Raw genomic sequence first — 20,614 nt, 5'->3', positions numbered from 1 at the left:
ACACAAAGAATGGTTCCGAAAGGTAAACTCATCATCATTGGTGGCGCAATAAACACAGGTAGCTTCGCAGAAACGCAATTTGGACTGCCTGAGAATATGAATTTTTTTGAGCGTGGAATTTTAAAACGGATTACTACAGAATCATTAAGAGATACTCAATCTCGCTTCGAGATTATCACTACAGCATCATTAATGCCCGAAAAGGTTGGTGAAGAATATATCAAGGCTTATGCACAATTAGATGTGCACAATGTTGGTGTGCTTAATATTACCAACCGTGAAGAAGCCAATTCTGATGAAAATTATGAGCGTATCAAAGCAGCGGAGGTAATTATTTTTACCGGTGGCGATCAGCTCCGTCTTTCATCTATTTTTGGTGGAACAAAAATCCATCAAATCTTACTGGAGAAATACAGAAATGAACCTGTAGTAATTGCCGGTACTTCTGCAGGGGCGGCCGCAAGCTCTAAAAATATGATTTATCAGGGTAGCAGCAAAGATGCTTTACTTAAGGGAGAGGTTAAAATTACCGGCGGATTAGGCTTTATTGATGATGTTATTGTTGATACACATTTTGTTCAACGCGGAAGAATCGGCCGCTTGTTATATGCTGCTGCCAGCAATCCTGGTATATTAGGGATTGGTCTTGGTGAAGATACGGGGCTTTTCATCTCTGATGGTCATACGATGGAAGCAATCGGCTCTGGCATGGTAATTTTAGTAGATGGCCGCAATATGGCCGATACCAATTTAACAGATGTAGAGATGGGCCAGCCGGTTTCAATTAAAAACATGGTGGTACATGTAATGTGCGATGGCGACGTTTATGATTTAACAGACCATAGCTTGGTGATCCATCATCCAAAGGTTGTTCCTATAGGGTAATTCAGCTGGCAATAAACAGTAGGCGATTTTCAGTTAGGACTTGCCCAATCTTGATACTTGCTACTCAATACTCCAATACTCCAAAAAAATGAAATTAATCATACATGGCGGCTTCTTCAGCGAATCGTCTACCAATCAGGAAACGAAAAAGGCTAAACAAGATGCTTTGGCCTCGATTGTTACGCTCGGATACGAATATCTAAAAACACATACTGCTTTAGAAACCGTGGCTTATACTGTTGCACTATTAGAAGATAACGAGCTGTTTAACGCTGGTATCGGTTCGCAGATTCAAAGCGATGGAAAAGTGAGGTTGAGCGCAGCCCTAATGGATGGTAAAACAGAAAAATTTAGTGGTGTAATTAATGTAGAAGATGTTAAAAATCCTATACAGATTGCGCACAACCTATTAACATATGATGACCGGGTACTTAGTGGTGATGGTGCCCGGCAATTTGCCAGAACAAATGGATTTGAATATTTCAATCCGATTACCCCACAGCGCCAATCAGAATACGAGGCTAAGCTAAACCAAAAAGAAAATAAAGGAACGGTAGGCTGTGTAGCACTCGATGCAGATGGAAATTTAGCAGCAGCAACCTCCACTGGGGGAAAAGGATTCGAAATTCCTTGCCGTGTGAGTGACTCTGCAACCGTGGCAGGCAACTATGCCAATCAATATGCAGGTATTTCTTGTACCGGAGTAGGTGAAGATATTGTAAGCGGTGCCTTAGCCGCAAAAATTGTAACCCGTGTTACCGATGGTTTTTCTTTAAAGGAAGCATCAGATAAATCTTTTGCCGAACTTAAAGCTTTTGATGGCTTTGCGGGCGTTGTAGGCATTTCTGCAGCGGGTGAAGTGTACCATTGCGACTCGCATCCATATATGGTTTGGGCATCTTTTGATGTTAATTTACAGGTATTTAGCTGAAATTAGATTTAAAGTATTATTTTTGTTGCATGACCAAGATTGTATTGGCTTTATTAGGCCTTTTTGCATCATTACAACTACAAGCTCAAAATATAGATAAATCTGAGATCCAAGAACCTAACGGTAGTGCTATAAATATAGCAGTATCTAAATTTGACCTGGAAGACGGCAATTCTTTTTTTGAGGAAGCAGAAGATTTAGAGCGAAAAGGCGATTACAACGAAGCCCTCACCTTATTTGGCAAAGCCGCTTTCGAATATAATGCCGTAAAAAACTTCAACAGGTACGGACAGGCCGTTATCAAGATGAGCAGTATGCATTATCAACTTGGCCGTTTCACTGATGCTGAGCAGATTCTTTTAAATGTGGCGTTAAAAAATTATTCTAAAACCGGAAACAGAGCAGGAGTAATGAACACCTATAACCTTTTAGGCAAAGTTTATCTGGCAAATACCAAGTATACCCAATCAATGTGGTTTTACACCCAACAGGGTATATTGGCAAAACAGCTAAAAAGCAACAATTCATATATCGAATCTATTTTAGGCATTGTTCAGGTTAAAATCAAAAAGAAAGATTTTACGCTTGCACTGAGAGATCTGAAATCGGCCGAATGGCTTGCCAACTCGATCAAAACCACCCAGTACAAAACGCAAATCAAAGATGCCAGGGAAATGATCGCCAGCAAAACCACCAGTAAAAAGGTAAACCCAAGCTAGTTTGGATACTTATTTTTCTTTAAATCTTCCTACATCACAAACAATATAGCCCTTAAAGGTCTGTAATTGGTCAAATTTGAGTATCGATCAAAACAAAAAATAACGCTCAACGTTCTACATAAGAAATTGTTAAATAAAAAGCTTTTAGTTAGATTTGATAAAGTTTTAACAAGAGACGGTAATAATGCTGTCTCTTTTTTGTTTTTTTGCTAAAATGGTATCATATTGGCTATATAGAATTGGAAATGGATTTTAAATCATTTAAAGAGATGTTAAAGAGAATATTTTTTGTAATTTTTACTGCGGCAGTACTTGCTTGTCATGCTGCACCTAAAACTCAGCCAATGGTTGAGGGTGTTACCAATGTAAAACCTGATGAGCAGCAACAACTTGTTATAAAAGAGGTTGTAAATTTGATTGAGAGTTATAATTATAAAAAAATTCAGATCAACGATTCTATATCTTCAATCATTTTAGATAAGTATATCAAGTCTTTAGATCAGGGCAAAAATTACTTTTTGGCTTCGGATATTAAGGAATTTGAAAAATACAGATATACTTTGGATGATGATTTCAAAAATGGCGATCTAAGCGGCCCATTTTTCATCTATAACGTTTATGCCAAAAGGTTGAACGAATATTTTACCTATTCTTTAGCACAGATTAAAACCAAATACGATTTTAACCAAACCGACAGTTATGTATACGACAGGGAGAAGCAACCTTGGGCAACTTCTTCTGCAGCATTAAACGATACCTGGAAAAAACGTGTTAAATACGAACTGATCAATTTAAATTTAGCTGGAACAGCTGAAGCAAAAAATGTAGAAACATTAACTAAACGTTATCAGAACCTACAGTCTCAGACTTCAAAAACCAATAACCAGGATGTATTCCAGATTTTGATGGATGCTTTTACCGAATCTATTGATCCACATACCAATTATTTTAATCCAACCAACGCAGCAGCATTTAACGAAGATATGTCCCGTTCTTTCGAAGGTATTGGCGCCCGTTTACAATTAGAAAACGAGGTAGTTAAAATCTCCGAAATTATTGCTGGCGGACCTGCATTTAAAGGGAAACAACTAAGTGCTGGCGATCGTATTATTGCTGTAGCACAGGGTGATGGAGAATTTGTTGACGTAGTGGGTTGGAGATTGGACAACACCGTATCGAAAATTAAAGGTCCGAAAGGAACCAAGGTGCGTTTAAAAGTTATACCTGTTGGAAAAGAAATGTCTTCTAAACCGGTTATTATCGAATTGGTTCGCGATAAAATTGTTTTGGAAGAAACATCTGCCAAGAAAAAAGTTAAAACCATTAACAGTAATGGTAAAGATTATAAAATCGGGATTATTACCCTACCAGCGTTCTATGCTGATTTTAAAGCAGCAAATGCAGGTGATAAAAACTACAAAAGTACTACCCGCGATGTTAGAAAACTAATCGATTCGTTAAAAACATATGATAAGGTAAATGCAATCGTAATGGATTTACGTGGAAACGGTGGAGGCTCATTAGTTGAAGCCATCTCATTAACCGGTTTATTTATAGATAGAGGCCCTGTAGTTCAGGTGAAAGATTTACGCGGTAAAATTGAAGTGGATGAGGATGAAAATAGCGGTGTAACCTGGGATGGGCCTTTTGGTGTAATCGTAGACCGTTTAAGCGCATCTGCATCAGAAATTTTCGCTGGTGCAATACAGGATTACGGCCGTGGTATTATTATGGGTAGCCAAACTTATGGTAAAGGTACCGTTCAATCTTCTATCGATTTAAACAAATTGGTAAACCCAAGTATGTTGCAAAGGGTAGCGGGATTAATTTCTAAAGATAAAACCGTTGGCACATCGCCAAGCGGAGCAAGCCCGGCTGATATTAACTTAGGTCAGATTAACCTAACCATGGCTAAATTTTACCGTGTAGCAGGAAGCAGCACGCAGCATAAAGGCGTAACACCTGATGTTGTTTTCCCTTCAGTTTATCCGATGGATAAAATTGGAGAAGATACTGAATCATCTGCCTTACCATGGGACGTTATTCCAAGCTCTAGCTTTAAAGCAGTTGCGAATCTGACCCCTGTAAAAGCACAGTTGGTTAAAAACAGCGAGCAGCGTATCGCAAACTCATTGGATTTTAAATACCTGAAACAAGATATTGCCGATCTTAAAAAACGCGACAATGAAGTTTCTGTAACCTTAAATGAGGCTAAACTTAAAGCTGAGCGCGATGCACAAGAAGCTAAAACACTTGCCAGACAGAATGAATTAAGGGCATTAAGAGGATTACCTGCCATTAAAAAAGGAGATAAAATTACCAAGCAAGATGCTTTCGATTTTATTGAAGATGAATCGTTAAAAGTAATGGGCGATTTTATGCAACAATCTGGCAACTACGTGATGAACTTAGGCGTGATGCCAAAGAATAACTAACAAGAAATATATTTCAATGGAAAAGGCCACTTTAGTTTTGCTAAAGTGGCCTTTTTTGTAATTGGATTTCAGAGTTGTCAACTTTAATAACCAATTCGCAAGAAAGTTGACAACTCTAAAGGTATAATAGAGATTTGGAATTTATGGTGTCGGATATTCCTATCCGACACTAAACAATATTTATCTTTAATCTATTAACTGTCAGACGGTAACATCTGACAGCACTATAAATCGCTACCCTTTCTTCGCTGTTGGCTCAGTTTGTTTATTCAACTGCATCGCCATCATCTCTTTCATAGTTTTATTCATGCCATCGGCACTGCCATCAAGGAAAATAACGTTTCCGTCTCCGTTTTCTGCAAAATGTTTAATCGATTCAGTCCACATGGTAAATAAGATTACAGAAATATCCAGATTGGCCTGCTCCATTTCCTGAGCGGCTTTACTCATACCATGGGCCACTTCTGCACGGAATAAAGCGATACCCTGCCCGCGTAACTGTGCAGCCTCACGCTCGGCTGTAGCTGCAATTTTAATTGCATTACCATCGGCTTCAGCAGCTTTGGTTTTGGTAATTAATAATGCCTGCCCCTCATTCTCAGCCGCTGCTTTTAAGTTGTTTGACGCTACTACCCGACTCATTGACCGCATAATTTCCTCATCAAAGGTAATATCGTTCAATTGAAGATCCTGAAGATGATAACCCCATCCATCTAAAACCTGATCGATCTGTTCTTTAACATGAAGCACAATTTCATTGCGTTGGGCCAATACGTTTGCCTGCTTTTGCGTAGCCACGTAAGCCCTGATCGAACCTTCAATGGTCCTGATTAGCGCCTGCATTAAGTTGGTTGCATCTACAAACTTAAAAGCTACATTTTTGATCGTTTCTTCATCCTGGTTTACCACAGAATACAATAGCATCGCCTTAAAATATACATTGGCCTGATCTTGTGTTACCGCTTGAAACGACAGCTCTACAGAGCGGTTTTGAATGGAAATACGAGAATAAATCTGCTCTATTAATGGAATTTTAAAATTTAAGCCCGGCCTTAACTGGCGACGGTACTTGCCGAAAACGGTTACCACCGCAATGGTTCCCTGTTTAACGGTAACAAACGAGCTGAGTAGGATAATGAATGCTACGACGGCTACAATGTAAATGGTGTATTGCATAATTAGATTTTTTTATGAAGTTATAAAAAATTCATACAAACTACATGAGGCATTTTGTAGCTTTAAGTTTTCTAACTAACTTATATACGATGAAAATTAAATTAATTCTTCCGGCGGCCGGCGTATTGCTTTTTGCTGCCTGCCAGAATAAAAGCCATCAAGATGCCGATGTGGCGAATGCACGCACCGAATTTTTCGATAAAGCCGGCATGGATACCACTGTAAAACCTGGTGATAACTTTTTCCTGTATGCCAATGGGAAATGGATGAAAAACACCGAAATTCCAAAAACCGAAACAGGCTGGGGTTCTTTTTATACGCTATATAACGATAACCTGAAAAATCTGAACAGTATTCTTGAAAATGCTGCCAAAGCTAATGCAGCCAAAGGAAGCACCGAACAAAAAGTTGGCGATTTCTATACCAGTGGAATGGATACCCTTACCATCGAAAAGTTGGGCATCGAACCAATAAAGCCGCTCTTAAGTAAAATAGATGGGATTAAAAATGATAAGGATTTAATCAATTTTGTTGCCGACGGCTATAAAGATGGTGAGGGAGATTTATTGGGCTTTGGTGTAGAACCAGATGATAAATTAAGCACTAAAAATGCTTTATCATTTTCGCAGGCCGGCCTTACCCTGCCTGATCGCAGTTATTATTTAGAACAGGATGATAAGGCAAAAAAAATCAGAGCCGAGTACATCAAATACATCACAAAAATTTTTAGCCTGGCAGGCGATTCTGCTAATGCAGCTAAATATGCCGACAATATTTTAAAACTGGAAACGGCGATTGCGCAGTCGCATTCTACTCCTGTTCAACTGCGCGATCCACAGAAAAATTATAACAAAATGACCGTGGCCGACTTTCAAAAACAGACGCCAAACATTGAGTGGAAATCTGTTTTAAGTAAATTGGGGGCAAGTACGGATACCGTTATTGTGAGGCAGCCAAAATATTATCAAACCTTATCTGCCCTGGTAAAAAGCCAGCCTATCGAAATCTGGAAAGAGAAATTAAAATTTGATGCTTTAAACAGATCAGCTAACGCCTTTACCAAAAAATTCAGAGATGCTAAATTCGATTTTTTCTCGAAAACGCTATATGGTCAACAGGCACCAACAGAAAGATGGAAAGCCATTGTAAATGCTACCGATCGTAATTTAGGCGAGCTTTTAGGTCAGTTATATGCCGAAAAGTATTTTAAGCCTGAGGCTAAAGAGCGTATGTTAACCCTGGTAAACAATTTACAGAAAGTATATGCAGAAAGAATTCAGAAGGTAGATTGGATGACACCTGAAACCAAAAAGAAAGCTTTAGAAAAACTAAACGCATTTATCAAAAAAATCGGCTACCCTGATAAATGGAAAAAGTACGATGATGTTGAGGTTTCGAAAAACACCTATTATGCAAACCTTCAATCGGCGAGTAAACATGCCTACAAAGAAATGATGGATAAACTCGGCAAAAATGTTGATAAAACTGAGTGGGGAATGACTCCTCCGACGGTTAATGCCTATTACAATCCGTCTTTCAACGAAATTGTTTTCCCAGCAGGGATTTTACAGTTCCCGTTCTTTGATTTTGCTGCAGATGATGCCATTAACTATGGTGCAATAGGTGCTGTAATTGGTCACGAAATGACGCACGGTTTTGACGATCAAGGTCGCCAGTACGATGCAGTAGGCAATTTAAAAGAATGGTGGACAAAAGCCGATGCCGATCAATTTAAAGCCAAGGCGGGTAAAGTAGAAACATTTTACAACAACTTCTCGCTGTTGGATAATCAGCATGTAAACGGTTCTTTAACGCTGGGCGAAAACCTGGCCGATATTGGTGGATTAAACATTGCATACGATGCCTTTAAATTAACTGAGCAGGGGAAAGGCGATAAAAAGATTGATGGTTTTACCCCTGATCAACGTTTCTTTTTAAGCTTTGCCCAGGTGTGGAGAATCAAAACCCGCGATGAAAGTATGCGTGTAAGGTTAAAAACAGATCCGCATAGCCCGGAGATGTTCCGTGTAAACGGCCCCGTTTATAATATGGAAGCATTTTACAAGGCATTCAATATTCCTGCAACAGCAAAAATGTATATCGCTCCAACAAACCGGTTAGGCGTGTGGTAAACGATCCTTTCAGCTAATAAAAGAAGCCCATTTCAGTTCGTGAGATGGGCTTCTTTATTTGTTTAAAACAAAAACTGCAATATTTTGTCTTAATCTTATTAATAGATAACCATATGAATGTAAAACGCACTTTTGGAACCATATTGACCGTACTGGGCATAATTGGATTGATCTACGCTGGCTATGGCTTTGTAAGCCACAGTGAAAATACAAGGGGATTAATGGTTTATGGCATTATCGGACTTATATTTTTTGTATCGGGAATTGGCCTGGTAAAGAATACAAAGGACGAAAGCTAAACCAGGATTTTATCCTAAAACTTAACAATAGTACGACCGTTACGCAGATGGCTAACCAAGGTAGATTCGGTCTTAACAGCATTTAGTCCTAATAGCATGTTTTGCATAACAGCAACCATGCTATTGCTTCTTTTTGTGTTTAATGATCTGGTACTGGCTAAAAGCAACCAGGCAACCCGCCAGGATAATTATTCCAGCAGACAACAGGTTATCAGGATTTTGATTGATGTAGTAGGCTGCCGCCAATACTAAAATTGCAGCTGCAATACCTATGATATAGTGAAGTATTAATCCTTTTTTCATCGTATAATTATTATTTATTGCTCATAGTTTCCATATGGTTTGAAAACTGAAGGCGGTTTAATGCAACAAATATTCTGAAATAAATTGAGATTGATGTCGCAGAAGATTAATCTTTTAAACTGATCCTGTTATCAGCGAATTTTAGCTGATGGCCAATAAAATCAATATCTGTCAATTCTTTAATCCGTTTAAAGGCACCATGATTATCATCTAGGGTCAAACGGTTAATCTTATCCTGTTTAACTGATACAATATCTGCATATAGAAAATCGCCCTTCGCATTTATTTTTAGCTGAAGCAAGGGCGAAATACCATTATTGCCTTTTAAGCTAAACATACCATAAGTACAAAAATTACCTAAACTGTAAGCGATGAATTTATTTTTATAAACTTCAACAGCCCGGGTTACATGCGGGCCATGCCCCAGCACTACATCGGCACCGGCATCAATAACAGCATGTGCAAAGGCATAAACATTACCTCTGTTCTCTTTATAAAAAATTTCGTTTTTACGGGGAACATGTTCAAACCTTGCGCCTTCACCGCCACCATGAAAAGAAACAATCACAATATCGGCCATCAATTTTAAACGGGCAACCAAAGCCTTGGCACTGTCGATTTTATTAATCGATACCGTATTCTCGTTTGGCGCAAAGGCACAAAATGCATACTTTACACTATCTTTTTCAAAAACTTCAAAAGGTTTGTTTACCTGCCCGGCATAATGGATCTGCAGTGAATCTAAAATCCTTGCCGTATTTTTTCTTCCCCTGGCATCAAAATCACCAACATGGTTATTGGCGATGCTTAAAACATTAAATCCTGCATCCTTGTATATCCCGGCATAGCGCTCTGGCATTCTAAAAGCATAGCAGTTATTCGGGTTAATGCCGTTACATTTGTTCGAATTGCCTGAGTTGAGAAAACAGCCCTCCAAGTTCCCAAAAACAATATCTCCTTTTAATAAACTATCAACCGCCTGGAAACTGTTTACAGCATCATCGGGAGGGAGGTTGGTTTTAGATGGAAAAGCGGAGCCGAGCATAATATCGCCTACAGCAATAATGGAGATGGTATCCTTTATTTTTCTGATTAACGTATCTTGCCTGGCTACAGGCGTTGTAATCTGTGCATTGTTGCTCGTGCAGCTAATTAAAATAACTATTGCTACGAAAGAAAGGATTAAGGTATTGAAAAACTTCATTCTTGATTTTATGGTATAAAAAAATCCTCCAAAATTTCTTTAGGAGGATTGTATATCTTTTTACTGTCAACCGAAAATGGCTAACTGTTAACTGAACTATTCTACTGTAAATTCTTTCTTAAAAGATTCTAAAACGCGACCGCCTTTGTAAAAATAGCGGCTGTAATAAGGCTCATTCAGGTTGCTGATTACTACACCACGAGAACTTGATGCATGTGCAAATCTGTTATCGCCCAGGTAAATACCAACATGTGAAATACTTCTGCTTTTAATCTTAAAGAAAACTAAATCGCCCTCTTTTAAATCTTCTTTAGACAGTGGATCCACCATACTAAAAATATCGCGCGAATTTCTTCTGATGGTAGTGTTGAAAACTTTATCGTAAATCGCTTTAGTGAAAGCCGAACAATCGATCCCTCTTTTGGTGTTTCCACCATAACTATAAGGTGTTCCGATCCATTCGTAAATAAACTTGTACAGTTTTAAGTTCGAAGTTGCATCTACCGCAACACCCATAACCTGCGAAAAATATTGTGATGCAAGGTTGTCGGGATCATTTAATTCTTTACCAGATTCTTTTGTTTTTGTTTGCGCAAATGCGGCTGAGAGCGTACAAATAGCAATTAGAGTAGAAAACAAAATTTTTTTAATCATGTTATACAGTTATGTTTGGGTATTCACTTACACATTAACGTACACCACATGGGCTTATTGTTGGTTACCAAAAGTATTAATTATACAAATGTTATCCAAATGTTAGACGTTAAAAAACGAAAGTTATTAACATTTTTGTTTTCCATTCATCATTTTTTGTGATAAACGCCTCCTAAAAAATTCATCTTTTCTCAAAAAACGATTTACATCAGTACGCTAAACAGGAATAATTCGATTTTATTTTAAATTACGAGAATAAGCGTATATACAGAATTAAATTTCAGAATAAATTGATTCCATATTATGATAAAGGGTGTTGATTTAATTATAAGAAATCGCTGTTAAATCGATATCGGCGGCCGGGCTTTATATTTAATTGTAAAACAACTGTTAAATCTGATTACAACCCTAATACTATGATGTTTTTACACTAAAAAGTGCCAAAAATTACAATAAAAAAATTAGATTTGCTGTCGCAAAAAACAAATACCCTAAAATGAGTGCAGTAGAAATAAATAAAGATACCTGGTTAAAGTGGTTTGAGTCGATGTTGCTTATGCGCAAATTCGAAGAAAAAACTGGCCAGTTATACGGACAACAAAAAATACGTGGCTTTTGTCATTTATACATTGGACAAGAAGCTGTAGTTGCAGGTGCAATATCTGCAATGCAAAAAGGTGATTCAATGATTACAACATACCGTGATCATGCTCATGCCTTAGCTTTAGGAGTTAGTGCTGATAGTATTATGGCAGAAATGTACGGTAAAGCTACAGGTTGCTCTAAAGGTAAAGGTGGTTCAATGCACATGTTCAGTAAAGAGCATAACTTCTACGGTGGTCATGCAATTGTTGGCGGTCAGATTCCGTTAGGTGCTGGCGTTGCTTTTGCAGAAAAATACAAAGGAACTGACAATGTTAACATTTGTTATATGGGCGATGGTGCTGTGCGCCAGGGTGCACTAAACGAAACTTTTAACATGGCCATGCTTTGGAAATTGCCTGTTATTTTTGTTTGCGAAAACAACGGTTATGCAATGGGTACCTCAGTACAACGTACCACTAACATGACCGATATTTATAAAATAGGTTTAGGTTTTGATATGCCATGTGCGCCAGTTGATGGTATGGATCCGGTTGCTGTTCACAATGCAATGGACGAAGCGATCCAACGTGCACGTAAAGGTGAAGGACCTACTTTCTTGGAAATGAGAACTTATCGTTACCGTGGTCACTCGATGTCAGATCCGGCAAAATACCGTACCAAAGAAGAATTAGAAGATTATAAAGCAAAAGATCCAGTTGAGCATGCAAGAGAAACGATTCTTAAAGAAAAGTATGCAGACCAAGCCTGGATTGAAGAAGTAGAAGCTAAAGTAAAGGCAATTGTAGATCAGGCAGTAAAATTTGCCGAAGAATCTCCTTGGCCTGATGCATCTGAATTATACAAAGATGTATATATGCAACAGGACTACCCTTACGTAATGGACTAATATTAATAAGATTTCAATTAATTAGATATAATGGCTGATGTAATTAAAATGCCCAAAATGAGCGACACCATGACCGAAGGGGTTTTGGCGAAGTGGCATAAAAAAGTGGGCGATAAAGTGAAAAGCGGCGATGTTTTAGCAGAAGTAGAAACTGACAAAGCAACAATGGATATGGAATCTTATTGGGATGGGACTCTTTTATACGTAGGTGTAGAAGAAGGAACAGCTGTTCCCGTTGATGCAATCATGGCCGTTATTGGTAAAGAAGGCGAAGATTATAAAGCAGCATTAGAGGCAGAAAAAGGTGCAGAAGCCCCAAAAGTAGAAAGCACTGAAGCCCCAAAAGCTGAAGAGAAAAAAGAAGAGGCAGCACCAGCTCAGGGTGGCGGCTTAAGCGAAGAAGAATTAGCCGCAAAAGGTGTTACGGTTATCCGCATGCCTTTATTAAGCGATACCATGACTGAAGGCGTTATTGCTGAATGGCATAAAAAAGTTGGCGATAAAGTAAAAGATGATGATGTTCTTGCTGATGTAGAAACCGATAAGGCAACTATGGAAGTAATGGGCTATGCAACCGGAACTTTATTACACATTGGTGTAGAGAAAGGTGCTGCTGCAAAAGTGAACGGAATTATCGCTATCGTTGGTCCTGAAGGAACTGATGTGAGTGGAATTTTAGCGGGCGGCTCAGCTCCGGCTCCAAAAGCCGAAAGTGCTGAAGCACCTAAAGAAGAAAAATCTGCAAATGTTGCAGAAATTGAAACACCAAGAACCTCATCATGTGGTACAACTGCAGACAACGCCGATAGCCGCGTTAAAGCATCTCCTTTAGCTAAGAAAATTGCTAAAGATAAAGGGATCGATTTAGCACAGGTTGCGGGTAGTGCAGAAGGTGGACGTATCATTAAAAAAGATATCGAAAACTTTAAACCAAGTGCAGCGCCAGCAAAATCAGAATCTGCATCAGCTCCGGCTGCAGAGAAAGCTGCTGCACCAGCACCAGTTATTCCTCAATTTGTTGGTGAAGTTAAATTTACAGAAGCTCCGGTTTCGCAGATGCGTAAAGTAATTGCAAAGCGTTTGGCAGAAAGTTTATTTACTGCTCCACACTTCTACTTAACCATCAGCATTGATATGGACAATGCAATGGCTGCCCGTACGGCAATCAACGCTGTTGCTCCGGTTAAGGTTTCTTTCAACGATATCGTAATTAAAGCGGTTGCTGTTGCATTGAAAAAACACCCGGCTGTTAACTCATCATGGGGTGGCGATAAAATCAGATTTAACGAACATACCAACATTGGTGTAGCGATGGCTGTTGAAGATGGTTTATTGGTGCCAGTAGTGCGTTTTGCTGATGGCAAATCTTTATCACACATCTCTGCAGAAGTAAAAGATTTTGGTGGTAAAGCAAAAGCTAAAAAATTACAACCAGCAGATTGGGAAGGCTCTACTTTCACCGTATCTAACTTAGGTATGTTTGGTATTGATGAGTTTACTTCAATCATCAATTCTCCTGATGGTGCAATTTTATCAGTAGGTGCTATACAACAGGTTCCTGTTGTTAAAAACGGCGCTGTTGTTCCTGGTAACGTAATGAAATTGACTTTAGGTTGCGATCACCGTGTGGTGGATGGCGCAACCGGAGCACAGTTCTTACAAACATTAAAAGGTTTATTAGAAGAGCCAATCAGGTTATTAGCCTAATCAATTAGCAATTCGCAGTTTTCAGTTTAGTACTGATTATATATTAAAGCCATCCTTAAAAAGGGATGGCTTTTTTGCGTTAAGGGGAGCCACTCGTAAATGGCTAATAATTTGCTATTTTTGATTAGAACCTTAACCCAAAATAGATGAAAAAGATATTTCTTTTTGCTGCCTGTATTACAGTGTTTACTGCCTGTAAACAAAAAAGCAGTTCAGACAATACTACCGAAAACAAAGCTTTTGCAGCCCTGTGCGAACAATACTACCAGGAAGGATTAAAACTGAACCCCATTAACGCCACCTATATTGGCGACGAGCGTTATAACGACCTTTTAGCCAACGATGGGTCACAAGCCTATATAAAAGAATTTAAAAGCTATAGCGAACGTTATTTAGATAGCCTTGGCAAATACGATAGAGAAAGCCTAAGTGCAAACGACAAATTATCTTTCGATTATTTAAAAGATCAGTTGGATATCAATATCGAAGGACTTAAATATCACTTCGAATACCTGCCGTTTAACCAGATGTTTGCTTTGCCTTTAACCATTGGTCAGTTTGGCGCTGGTACGGGTATCCAGCCTTTTAAAACAGTAAAAAATTATGAAGATTGGTTAAAACGTATTGGTGCATTTTCGGTATGGGCCGATACTGCCATTGGCAATTTTAAAAAAGGTGCTGCCGCCGGCATTGTATTGCCAAAAGCATTGGTGATTAAAATGATCCCTCAAATGCAGAGTATGGTTGTAGCCACACCGGAAGAAAGTCTGTTTTACGGGCCAATCAAATTAATGCCTGCAAGTTTTTCTGCGGCAGATAAACAAAAGTTAACAGAAGCTTACCGCAATTCGATCACTAAAGTAATTATCCCTACCTATAAAAAACTGGGCGATTACCTGCAGAACGAATATCTACCAAAAACAAGAACTACCTCAGGCTATTCTGCCATGCCGGGTGGTTTGGCCTGGTACACTTACCTGGTTAAACAACAAACTACCACCAATAAAACGCCCGAGGAGATCTATCAAACGGGCTTAAAAGAAGTTGCCAGGATTAAAGGCCAAATGGATAGCATCAAAAACTTTGTTGGCTTTAAGGGCGATTTGAAAGCTTTTTTCGAGTACATGAAAACAGACAAAAAATTCATGCCTTATAAAACACCAAAAGAAGTTTTAGCTGCTTTTGAAAACATCCACCAGCGCATGAAACCCAATCTGAAAAAAATGTTTGATGTTGAACCTAAAACACCTTTCGAAATCCGCCAAACAGAGGCTTTCAGAGCAGCATCGGCCAGTGCAGAGTATAATCCAGGTTCGGCTGACGGGTCTCGTCCAGGGATCTTTTATGTACCAATTTTGGACGCTAAAACATTTAACACCACTTCGGGCATGGAATCTCTTTTTCTTCACGAGGCAATTCCAGGTCACCATTACCAGATTTCTTTAACACAAGAAAATAAATCACTTCCTAATTTCCGCCGTTTTGGTGGACATAATGCTTATGTAGAGGGTTGGGCATTGTATTGCGAATCGTTGGGTAAAGAACTAGGCTTGTATCAAGATCCTTACCAGCATATGGGCGCTTTGGGCGATGAAATGCATAGGGCAATCCGTTTAGTGGTTGATGTGGCCATCCATACCAAAAACATGAGCAGAGAAGAAGCTATAAAATACATGACAGACAATGAGGCCATCAGCACTGAAGGTGCAACAGCAGAAATTGAACGTTATATGGGCATACCTGCACAAGCTTTAGGCTATAAAACCGGAGCAATGAAAATAAGAGAGTTGAGAACCAAATATGAAAAAGAATTAGGTCCGAAATTTAAACTGGCAGCTTTCCATACTGCAGTTTTAAAAGATGGATCGTTCCCTTTATCTGTTTTTGAAGCGAAGATGGATAGCTGGGCAGAAAGCCAGAAGTAGAACAGTCTGTCATTGCAGGGAGGAACGAAAAAAGCCTTCTCGCAATGACGACCATTTATATAAATCTGCGGGAGAAAAGATCGCGATCTGTAAACCCTTTGCCCATTACTTTGTTAACTATTAAAACACCCCCAAATCATGGACAAAGAAAAATTGATACAAGAAGCCTACCTGGTTGCACATAAAATAGAGGAAAATGGCAATTTCCCGAACAATCCCACTTTACCGTTAATGATTTACAAAGGTACGTTCAGGTTGCATCCTGATGATACCGAAGAAGTAATCAAGAAAGTTTTCGCGCAGAACGGGTATACCAATGCCTGGGTTGATGGTATTTTTGATTACCACCACTACCATAGCAATACGCACGAAGTAATGGGTGTATTTTGTGGCAAGGCCGATGTACAGTTTGGAGGCGATCATGGTGTTTGTATAGAACTGGATAAAGGTGATGTAATTATTATTCCTGCAGGTGTAGCACATAAAAAACTGAACTCAACCGACGACTTCACTGTTGTTGGTGCATACCCGAATGGCTCAGACTACGATATTAAATATGGCAAAGCCGAAGAACGGCCCGAGGCAGATGAAACCATCGCCAAAGTGAAAAATCCAGACAGCGACCCCGTTTATGGAAGTAAAGGTCACTTATTTGAATGCTGGTACAATCAAAATTGCGAAAATGTGTAAAACTCTTTCGTTTTAACCGTCTAAAATTCTTTAATTTTCGGGTTTTAAATACACTATCCCTATTATAAATGAATTTTCGATATATATGTTCAGCATTAGCCCTCTCTGTAACTTTACTAACTGCATGTTCAAGCAAAAAATCTGAAGAGAAAAAGGCCGCTGAAAAAAAAATCCGCACCAAAGACGACGACAAAGCTGATAGCCTTCTATTGGTTTATAATCCACAAAAAGGTGATAAATGGGTAGCTGATTTTGTAGATAACCTACACCGGAAATTCAATTTTAACGGAAATATGCTGGTAGCCAAAGATGGAAAAATTCTTTACGAAAAAGCCGTTGGATGGGCCGACTATCTGCACCGCGATAGCTTAACCATCAACTCAGAGTTTGAGCTGGCTTCAATTACCAAAACCTTTACCGGCACAGCCATCATGCAATTGGTAGAAGCTGGAAAACTTTCATTGAACGATAATGTAAAAAAATTCTATCCTAATTTCCCATACGAGGGCATAACGGTGAAATTATTGCTTTCTCACCGCAGCGGCATGATGAACTATGTTTATTTCATTGACGATATCTGGCGCAAGGAAAAACGCAACATGAAAAAAGGCGTAACCAATCAGGAAGTAATGAATGTTATTGCCGAGCGGAAACCAAACCCTTATACTAAACCCGATAACCGTTTTCACTACAACAACTCAAACTTTATGGTTTTGGGTGCCATTATAGAAAAGGTTACCGGACAACGTTACTCGCAGTATATGATGGAACATGTGTTTAAACCAGCAGGATTAAAGCACACGCATGTGTACAGCACCACTGAATATGAAAAAATTCCGGTAGATGTGGTTGGTCATGATCGAAATAGTTTCAGATATTCTGTTGCGCAGAATTTTTTAGACGGTCCTGTTGGAGATAAAGGCATTTATAGCACGGTACACGATTTGGTATTATTTGATAAATACTTAAAAAACGGAAGATTACTAACCAAAAAGAGCCTGGATTCGGCGTATGTAGGTCGCAATAAACCTATTAACGGCCATTTTAACTATGGTTATGGCTGGAGAATATTCGATGGCGAGAAGATGGACAAAGTAGTTTATCATACGGGTTGGTGGCATGGTTTCCGTCATATTTATGTGCGAGATTTAGACAAAAACATTGTAATTATATTTTTAGGCAATCTTACTAACGGAAGTTTGATGCATCTTGACGAACTTTATAAACACTTCAATATGCCGGTTATCCGTAAAGGGGCTTACCATGGCAACGGAAGTTTGCCGGGTTCTGACGAAGATTAATTTTTATGGCAAAAACTAAATGGATTATTGAGCCAAGCAAGTTGATTATCTATCCGAAAAGAAATTTAAGGATAGTTGGGCTTATATTTTTTGTATTAATTGCGGCCATTATTTTCTTTTTATCGAGATCGGAAAAGGACTATTCTACCGGCCTCACGCTTGGATATTATGGCGTCCTGTTATTAATTCCGTTACTACTGATTTTTATTGCTGAAACAAAAGTAATTTTTGATGGCAACAGCAGGGTTCTATATAAGAAGATTGGTTTTTTGCCAACAGGTTCAATCCCCTTTGACGATATTGCTTCGGTACAGGCTTACGAAATCATGGGTAGTGGATATAATTACAGGCTGTTTAAAAAAAGTAACCGGCATGGCAAGGGTATAATCGTCTCCAGCGGTTATAGCAAAGCCACCAATCCGAATCTGATTCAATTTCAACAGGAAGTTCTTCCAAAAATCGATGAACTTGTTTTTGCAAATGCACCAGTAATTCCTAAACAAACTATTTACGACTTTCAGTTTTTTAAAGAAGAGGGTGGCGTGTACCTATTGCACGATAATAAGATAGGCAGCTTAATCATTGGATTGATTTTGATAGGAGTTACCGTTTCGATATTGCTTAACCCAGATTTTTTAACAAACGAAGGTTCTTTTCAAAAAATATTACTCACCTATTTTCCAGCGATTATTGGTTTAGCACTTCTTTTTGCAGCAACCTCCAACATCCGTTTTGATAAAAGCCAACGGAAAATTATCCGCTCCACTTTTGCTGGCCGTGTGTTAAAAGAATATCCATTTGATGACCTGATCCGTTTCCAGATTATCCGCAAAACAACCAATCTTATTTATTCTGGTACCGAAGTTAGGGCAGAGATTTTATTGCCTGCCAAAAACAAAACAACCACTTTAATCCTTAAAAGCTTTATAGGCACTAAAAAGATTGAGCGCTTTCTTGATGAAGCCAATACGATTTTAGGCCGGATTTAATTTTATAATAAAAACAACAAGTTATGTTCGATAAATTATTTGCGGCTCAACAAAAAGCCGAGGAAATTAAAAAACGCCTTGATACGATCTCAGTATTTGGCGAAGTTGAAAATGGTGCCATAAAAATCACCGCTACAGCAAACAAGACCATCACCGGAATTTCCATTGATGAGGCGTTTTTGAAAAATGCCGATAAGGAAGAATTAGAAGAACTTCTATTAACAGCTATTAATAAAGCTATGACAAGTGCTGAACAGGTTAGTGCAGCCGAAATGCAGGCGTCAGCGCAAGATATGCTTGGGGGCTTAGGCGGTATGTTTGGGCAATAAAACCATTAGTTAACTTAACTGTTTATCCTAAGAAGAATCGATCTTGCTACTTGAGACTCAAATCTTGATCCTATTATTATGAAATACACTTATTACGGCCAATCTTGCTTCCTATTAGAGGCAGCCGGCAAAAAATTACTATTCGATCCGTTTATATCACATAATCCGTTAGCTAAAAATATAGATATTAAAGCTATTGAGGCTGATTATATCCTGGTAAGTCATGGGCATAGCGATCACGTGGCTGATCTGATAACACTAGCAAAGCAAACGCAAGCGACCGTTATTGCCATGCCAGAAGTAGTAGATTGGGCAAGTAAACAAGGCGTAGAAAAAGTACACGGAATGAATTTTGGCAAATTCACTTTCGATTGGGGAACTGTACGCATGGTGCCTGCAACCCACTCATCGGGTTTGCCAGATGGAAGTTATGGAGGAAACCCGGCAGGCTTTGTACTTGAAGTAGATGGCAAACAGATTTACTTTGCAGGAGATACAGGTTTAACCATTGAGATGAAAGTTTTGGCTGATATTTACAACCTGGATTATGCCATTTTACCTATCGGCGGAAATTATACCATGGATGTTGATGATGCTTTGGTTGCGACTAAATATTTCGACTGTGACAATGTAATCGGCGTACACTACAATACCTTTCCGGTAATCGAAATTGATACTCAGGCTGCGTTAGATAAATTTAAACGCGAAAACAAAACTTTATTGTTGCCAGAAATTGGTGAGACGATAAACTTATAGTTTCAGCGAACCGTCATTTCGAGAGATAATTTATTTCACAAGATCAATATGAATGACAGGGGAATTTAAGAGAATATACCGTCATTTCGACTGAAGCTTACCGATTCTTCATCGGTAGCGTAATGGAGAAATCTTTAAACTTTTAGGTAACACAGTTCAAAGATCTCTCCACTTCGCTTTGCTTCGGTCGAGATGACGACTGAGCGCATAAAACAAAAAAGGGCCTCCGATTTTCATTGGAGACCCTTCAAATTATAAACCTGAACCTAATTCTTTTTAGCAGCAGCAGCTTTATTTGCTTTGTAACGCATATCAGCTGTTCCGTCTTTTTTAGTTGGACCGGCAACTTTAGTTACCACTTTTGCTTTATTTTCTTTAAAACGCATGTCTGGCGTACCATCTGCTTTTACTTTAGCAGCTGTAGTAGTTGTTTTAGTTTCTACTTTTTTAGCCTCTTGTTTTACGCCTGCTTTAACAGGTGCTGTCGTTGTTTTTACTTCTTTTTTAGCAACTGTTTTAGCTTTAGCTGCAGGAGCCGTAGCCGGCGTTTGAGCAAATGCTGTTGTTAAACCAAATGCTGCGATTGCGATTAAACTCAATAACTTTTTCATAATTTTCGATTTTTGTTTTACTCGTTTATTTGTTGATATAAAATTGATTAATCGGGATGAAGTTTTAATGAAGATA

Annotated in this window: 19 protein-coding genes; 14 read left to right on the top strand and 5 right to left on the bottom strand. The window is 38.8% G+C overall.

Annotation, left to right across the window (positions count from 1 at the left end; all coding sequences use genetic code 11):
• The first annotated feature begins 9 nt into the window (after positions 1-9).
• The 4 genes from LQ201_RS14505 (at position 10) to LQ201_RS14490 (ending at position 4,970) form a co-directional block, all read left to right on the top strand.
• Positions 10-885, top strand: a complete 876-nt coding sequence (locus LQ201_RS14505) for a cyanophycinase (protein WP_131029499.1) — start codon at positions 10-12, stop codon at positions 883-885.
• Between the two features lie 88 nt (positions 886-973).
• Positions 974-1,816 (top strand): isoaspartyl peptidase/L-asparaginase, encoded by an 843-nt coding sequence (locus LQ201_RS14500; protein WP_230143349.1) that lies wholly within the window; start codon positions 974-976, stop codon positions 1,814-1,816.
• Between the two features lie 29 nt (positions 1,817-1,845).
• Positions 1,846-2,535 carry a hypothetical protein gene (locus tag LQ201_RS14495; RefSeq protein ID WP_230143348.1) on the top strand — a complete coding sequence of 230 codons (690 nt, stop codon included), beginning with the start codon at positions 1,846-1,848 and terminating at the stop codon, positions 2,533-2,535.
• A 269-nt stretch (positions 2,536-2,804) separates the two neighbouring features.
• The gene (locus tag LQ201_RS14490; RefSeq protein WP_230143347.1) at positions 2,805-4,970 is read left to right on the top strand and encodes a carboxy terminal-processing peptidase; all 2,166 of its coding nucleotides are present in this window, start codon (positions 2,805-2,807) and stop codon (positions 4,968-4,970) included.
• 234 nt (positions 4,971-5,204) lie between these two features.
• On the opposite strand, the gene LQ201_RS14485 is transcribed toward LQ201_RS14490, so the two are convergent.
• Positions 5,205-6,146: an SPFH domain-containing protein gene (locus LQ201_RS14485; RefSeq protein WP_116252141.1), complete on the bottom strand. Its 942-nt coding sequence runs from the start codon at positions 6,144-6,146 to the stop codon at positions 5,205-5,207.
• An 89-nt stretch (positions 6,147-6,235) separates the two neighbouring features.
• On the opposite strand from LQ201_RS14485, the gene LQ201_RS14480 reads away from it, so the two are divergent.
• Positions 6,236-8,278: a M13 family metallopeptidase gene (locus LQ201_RS14480; protein ID WP_230143346.1), complete on the top strand. Its 2,043-nt coding sequence runs from the start codon at positions 6,236-6,238 to the stop codon at positions 8,276-8,278.
• A 113-nt stretch (positions 8,279-8,391) separates the two neighbouring features.
• Complete coding sequence (locus LQ201_RS14475) at positions 8,392-8,577, top strand: hypothetical protein (RefSeq protein WP_029274977.1); 186 nt, start codon at positions 8,392-8,394, stop codon at positions 8,575-8,577.
• 120 nt (positions 8,578-8,697) lie between these two features.
• On the opposite strand, the gene LQ201_RS14470 is transcribed toward LQ201_RS14475, so the two are convergent.
• The 3 genes from LQ201_RS14470 to LQ201_RS14460 form a co-directional block, all read right to left on the bottom strand.
• Positions 8,698-8,880, bottom strand: a complete 183-nt coding sequence (locus LQ201_RS14470) for a hypothetical protein (protein WP_086548182.1) — start codon at positions 8,878-8,880, stop codon at positions 8,698-8,700.
• Between the two features lie 106 nt (positions 8,881-8,986).
• Positions 8,987-10,084 carry a CapA family protein gene (locus LQ201_RS14465; protein ID WP_230143345.1) on the bottom strand — a complete coding sequence of 366 codons (1,098 nt, stop codon included), beginning with the start codon at positions 10,082-10,084 and terminating at the stop codon, positions 8,987-8,989.
• Positions 10,085-10,180: 96 nt separating this feature from the next.
• Positions 10,181-10,738: a C40 family peptidase gene (locus LQ201_RS14460; RefSeq protein ID WP_131029491.1), complete on the bottom strand. Its 558-nt coding sequence runs from the start codon at positions 10,736-10,738 to the stop codon at positions 10,181-10,183.
• Between the two features lie 496 nt (positions 10,739-11,234).
• Between LQ201_RS14460 and pdhA the strand changes: the two genes are divergently transcribed.
• The 8 genes from pdhA (at position 11,235) to LQ201_RS14420 (ending at position 19,927) form a co-directional block, all read left to right on the top strand.
• A complete protein-coding gene (gene pdhA / locus LQ201_RS14455; protein WP_029274973.1) occupies positions 11,235-12,230 on the top strand; it encodes a pyruvate dehydrogenase (acetyl-transferring) E1 component subunit alpha in 996 nt (331 codons plus the stop codon).
• A gap of 30 nt (positions 12,231-12,260) precedes the next feature.
• Positions 12,261-13,937 (top strand): dihydrolipoamide acetyltransferase family protein, encoded by a 1,677-nt coding sequence (locus tag LQ201_RS14450; RefSeq protein WP_230143344.1) that lies wholly within the window; start codon positions 12,261-12,263, stop codon positions 13,935-13,937.
• A 146-nt stretch (positions 13,938-14,083) separates the two neighbouring features.
• Entirely contained in the window at positions 14,084-15,862 is a 1,779-nt protein-coding gene (locus LQ201_RS14445) for a DUF885 family protein (protein WP_230143343.1), read from the top strand.
• Positions 15,863-16,000: 138 nt separating this feature from the next.
• Entirely contained in the window at positions 16,001-16,552 is a 552-nt protein-coding gene (locus tag LQ201_RS14440; RefSeq protein WP_029274968.1) for a cupin domain-containing protein, read from the top strand.
• A 68-nt stretch (positions 16,553-16,620) separates the two neighbouring features.
• A complete protein-coding gene (locus LQ201_RS14435; RefSeq protein WP_230143341.1) occupies positions 16,621-17,853 on the top strand; it encodes a serine hydrolase in 1,233 nt (410 codons plus the stop codon).
• 5 nt (positions 17,854-17,858) lie between these two features.
• On the top strand, positions 17,859-18,842 hold the full coding sequence (locus tag LQ201_RS14430) for a hypothetical protein (protein ID WP_230143339.1): 984 nt from the start codon (positions 17,859-17,861) through the stop codon (positions 18,840-18,842).
• Positions 18,843-18,865: 23 nt separating this feature from the next.
• Positions 18,866-19,171, top strand: coding sequence for a YbaB/EbfC family nucleoid-associated protein (locus tag LQ201_RS14425; RefSeq protein ID WP_230143337.1), 306 nt, complete (start codon positions 18,866-18,868; stop codon positions 19,169-19,171).
• Between the two features lie 78 nt (positions 19,172-19,249).
• A complete protein-coding gene (locus LQ201_RS14420) occupies positions 19,250-19,927 on the top strand; it encodes a metal-dependent hydrolase (protein WP_230143336.1) in 678 nt (225 codons plus the stop codon).
• 266 nt (positions 19,928-20,193) lie between these two features.
• Here the strand turns inward: LQ201_RS14420 and LQ201_RS14415 are convergent, their stop codons facing one another.
• Positions 20,194-20,538 carry a hypothetical protein gene (locus LQ201_RS14415; RefSeq protein WP_230143334.1) on the bottom strand — a complete coding sequence of 115 codons (345 nt, stop codon included), beginning with the start codon at positions 20,536-20,538 and terminating at the stop codon, positions 20,194-20,196.
• Positions 20,539-20,614 lie beyond the last annotated feature (76 nt).

This window comes from Pedobacter sp. Bi126, assembly GCF_918698245.1.
GTDB lineage: Bacteria > Bacteroidota > Bacteroidia > Sphingobacteriales > Sphingobacteriaceae > Pedobacter.
The sequence above is the reverse complement of the archived record's forward strand: the minus strand, read 5'-3'. Positions and strand labels throughout refer to the sequence as shown.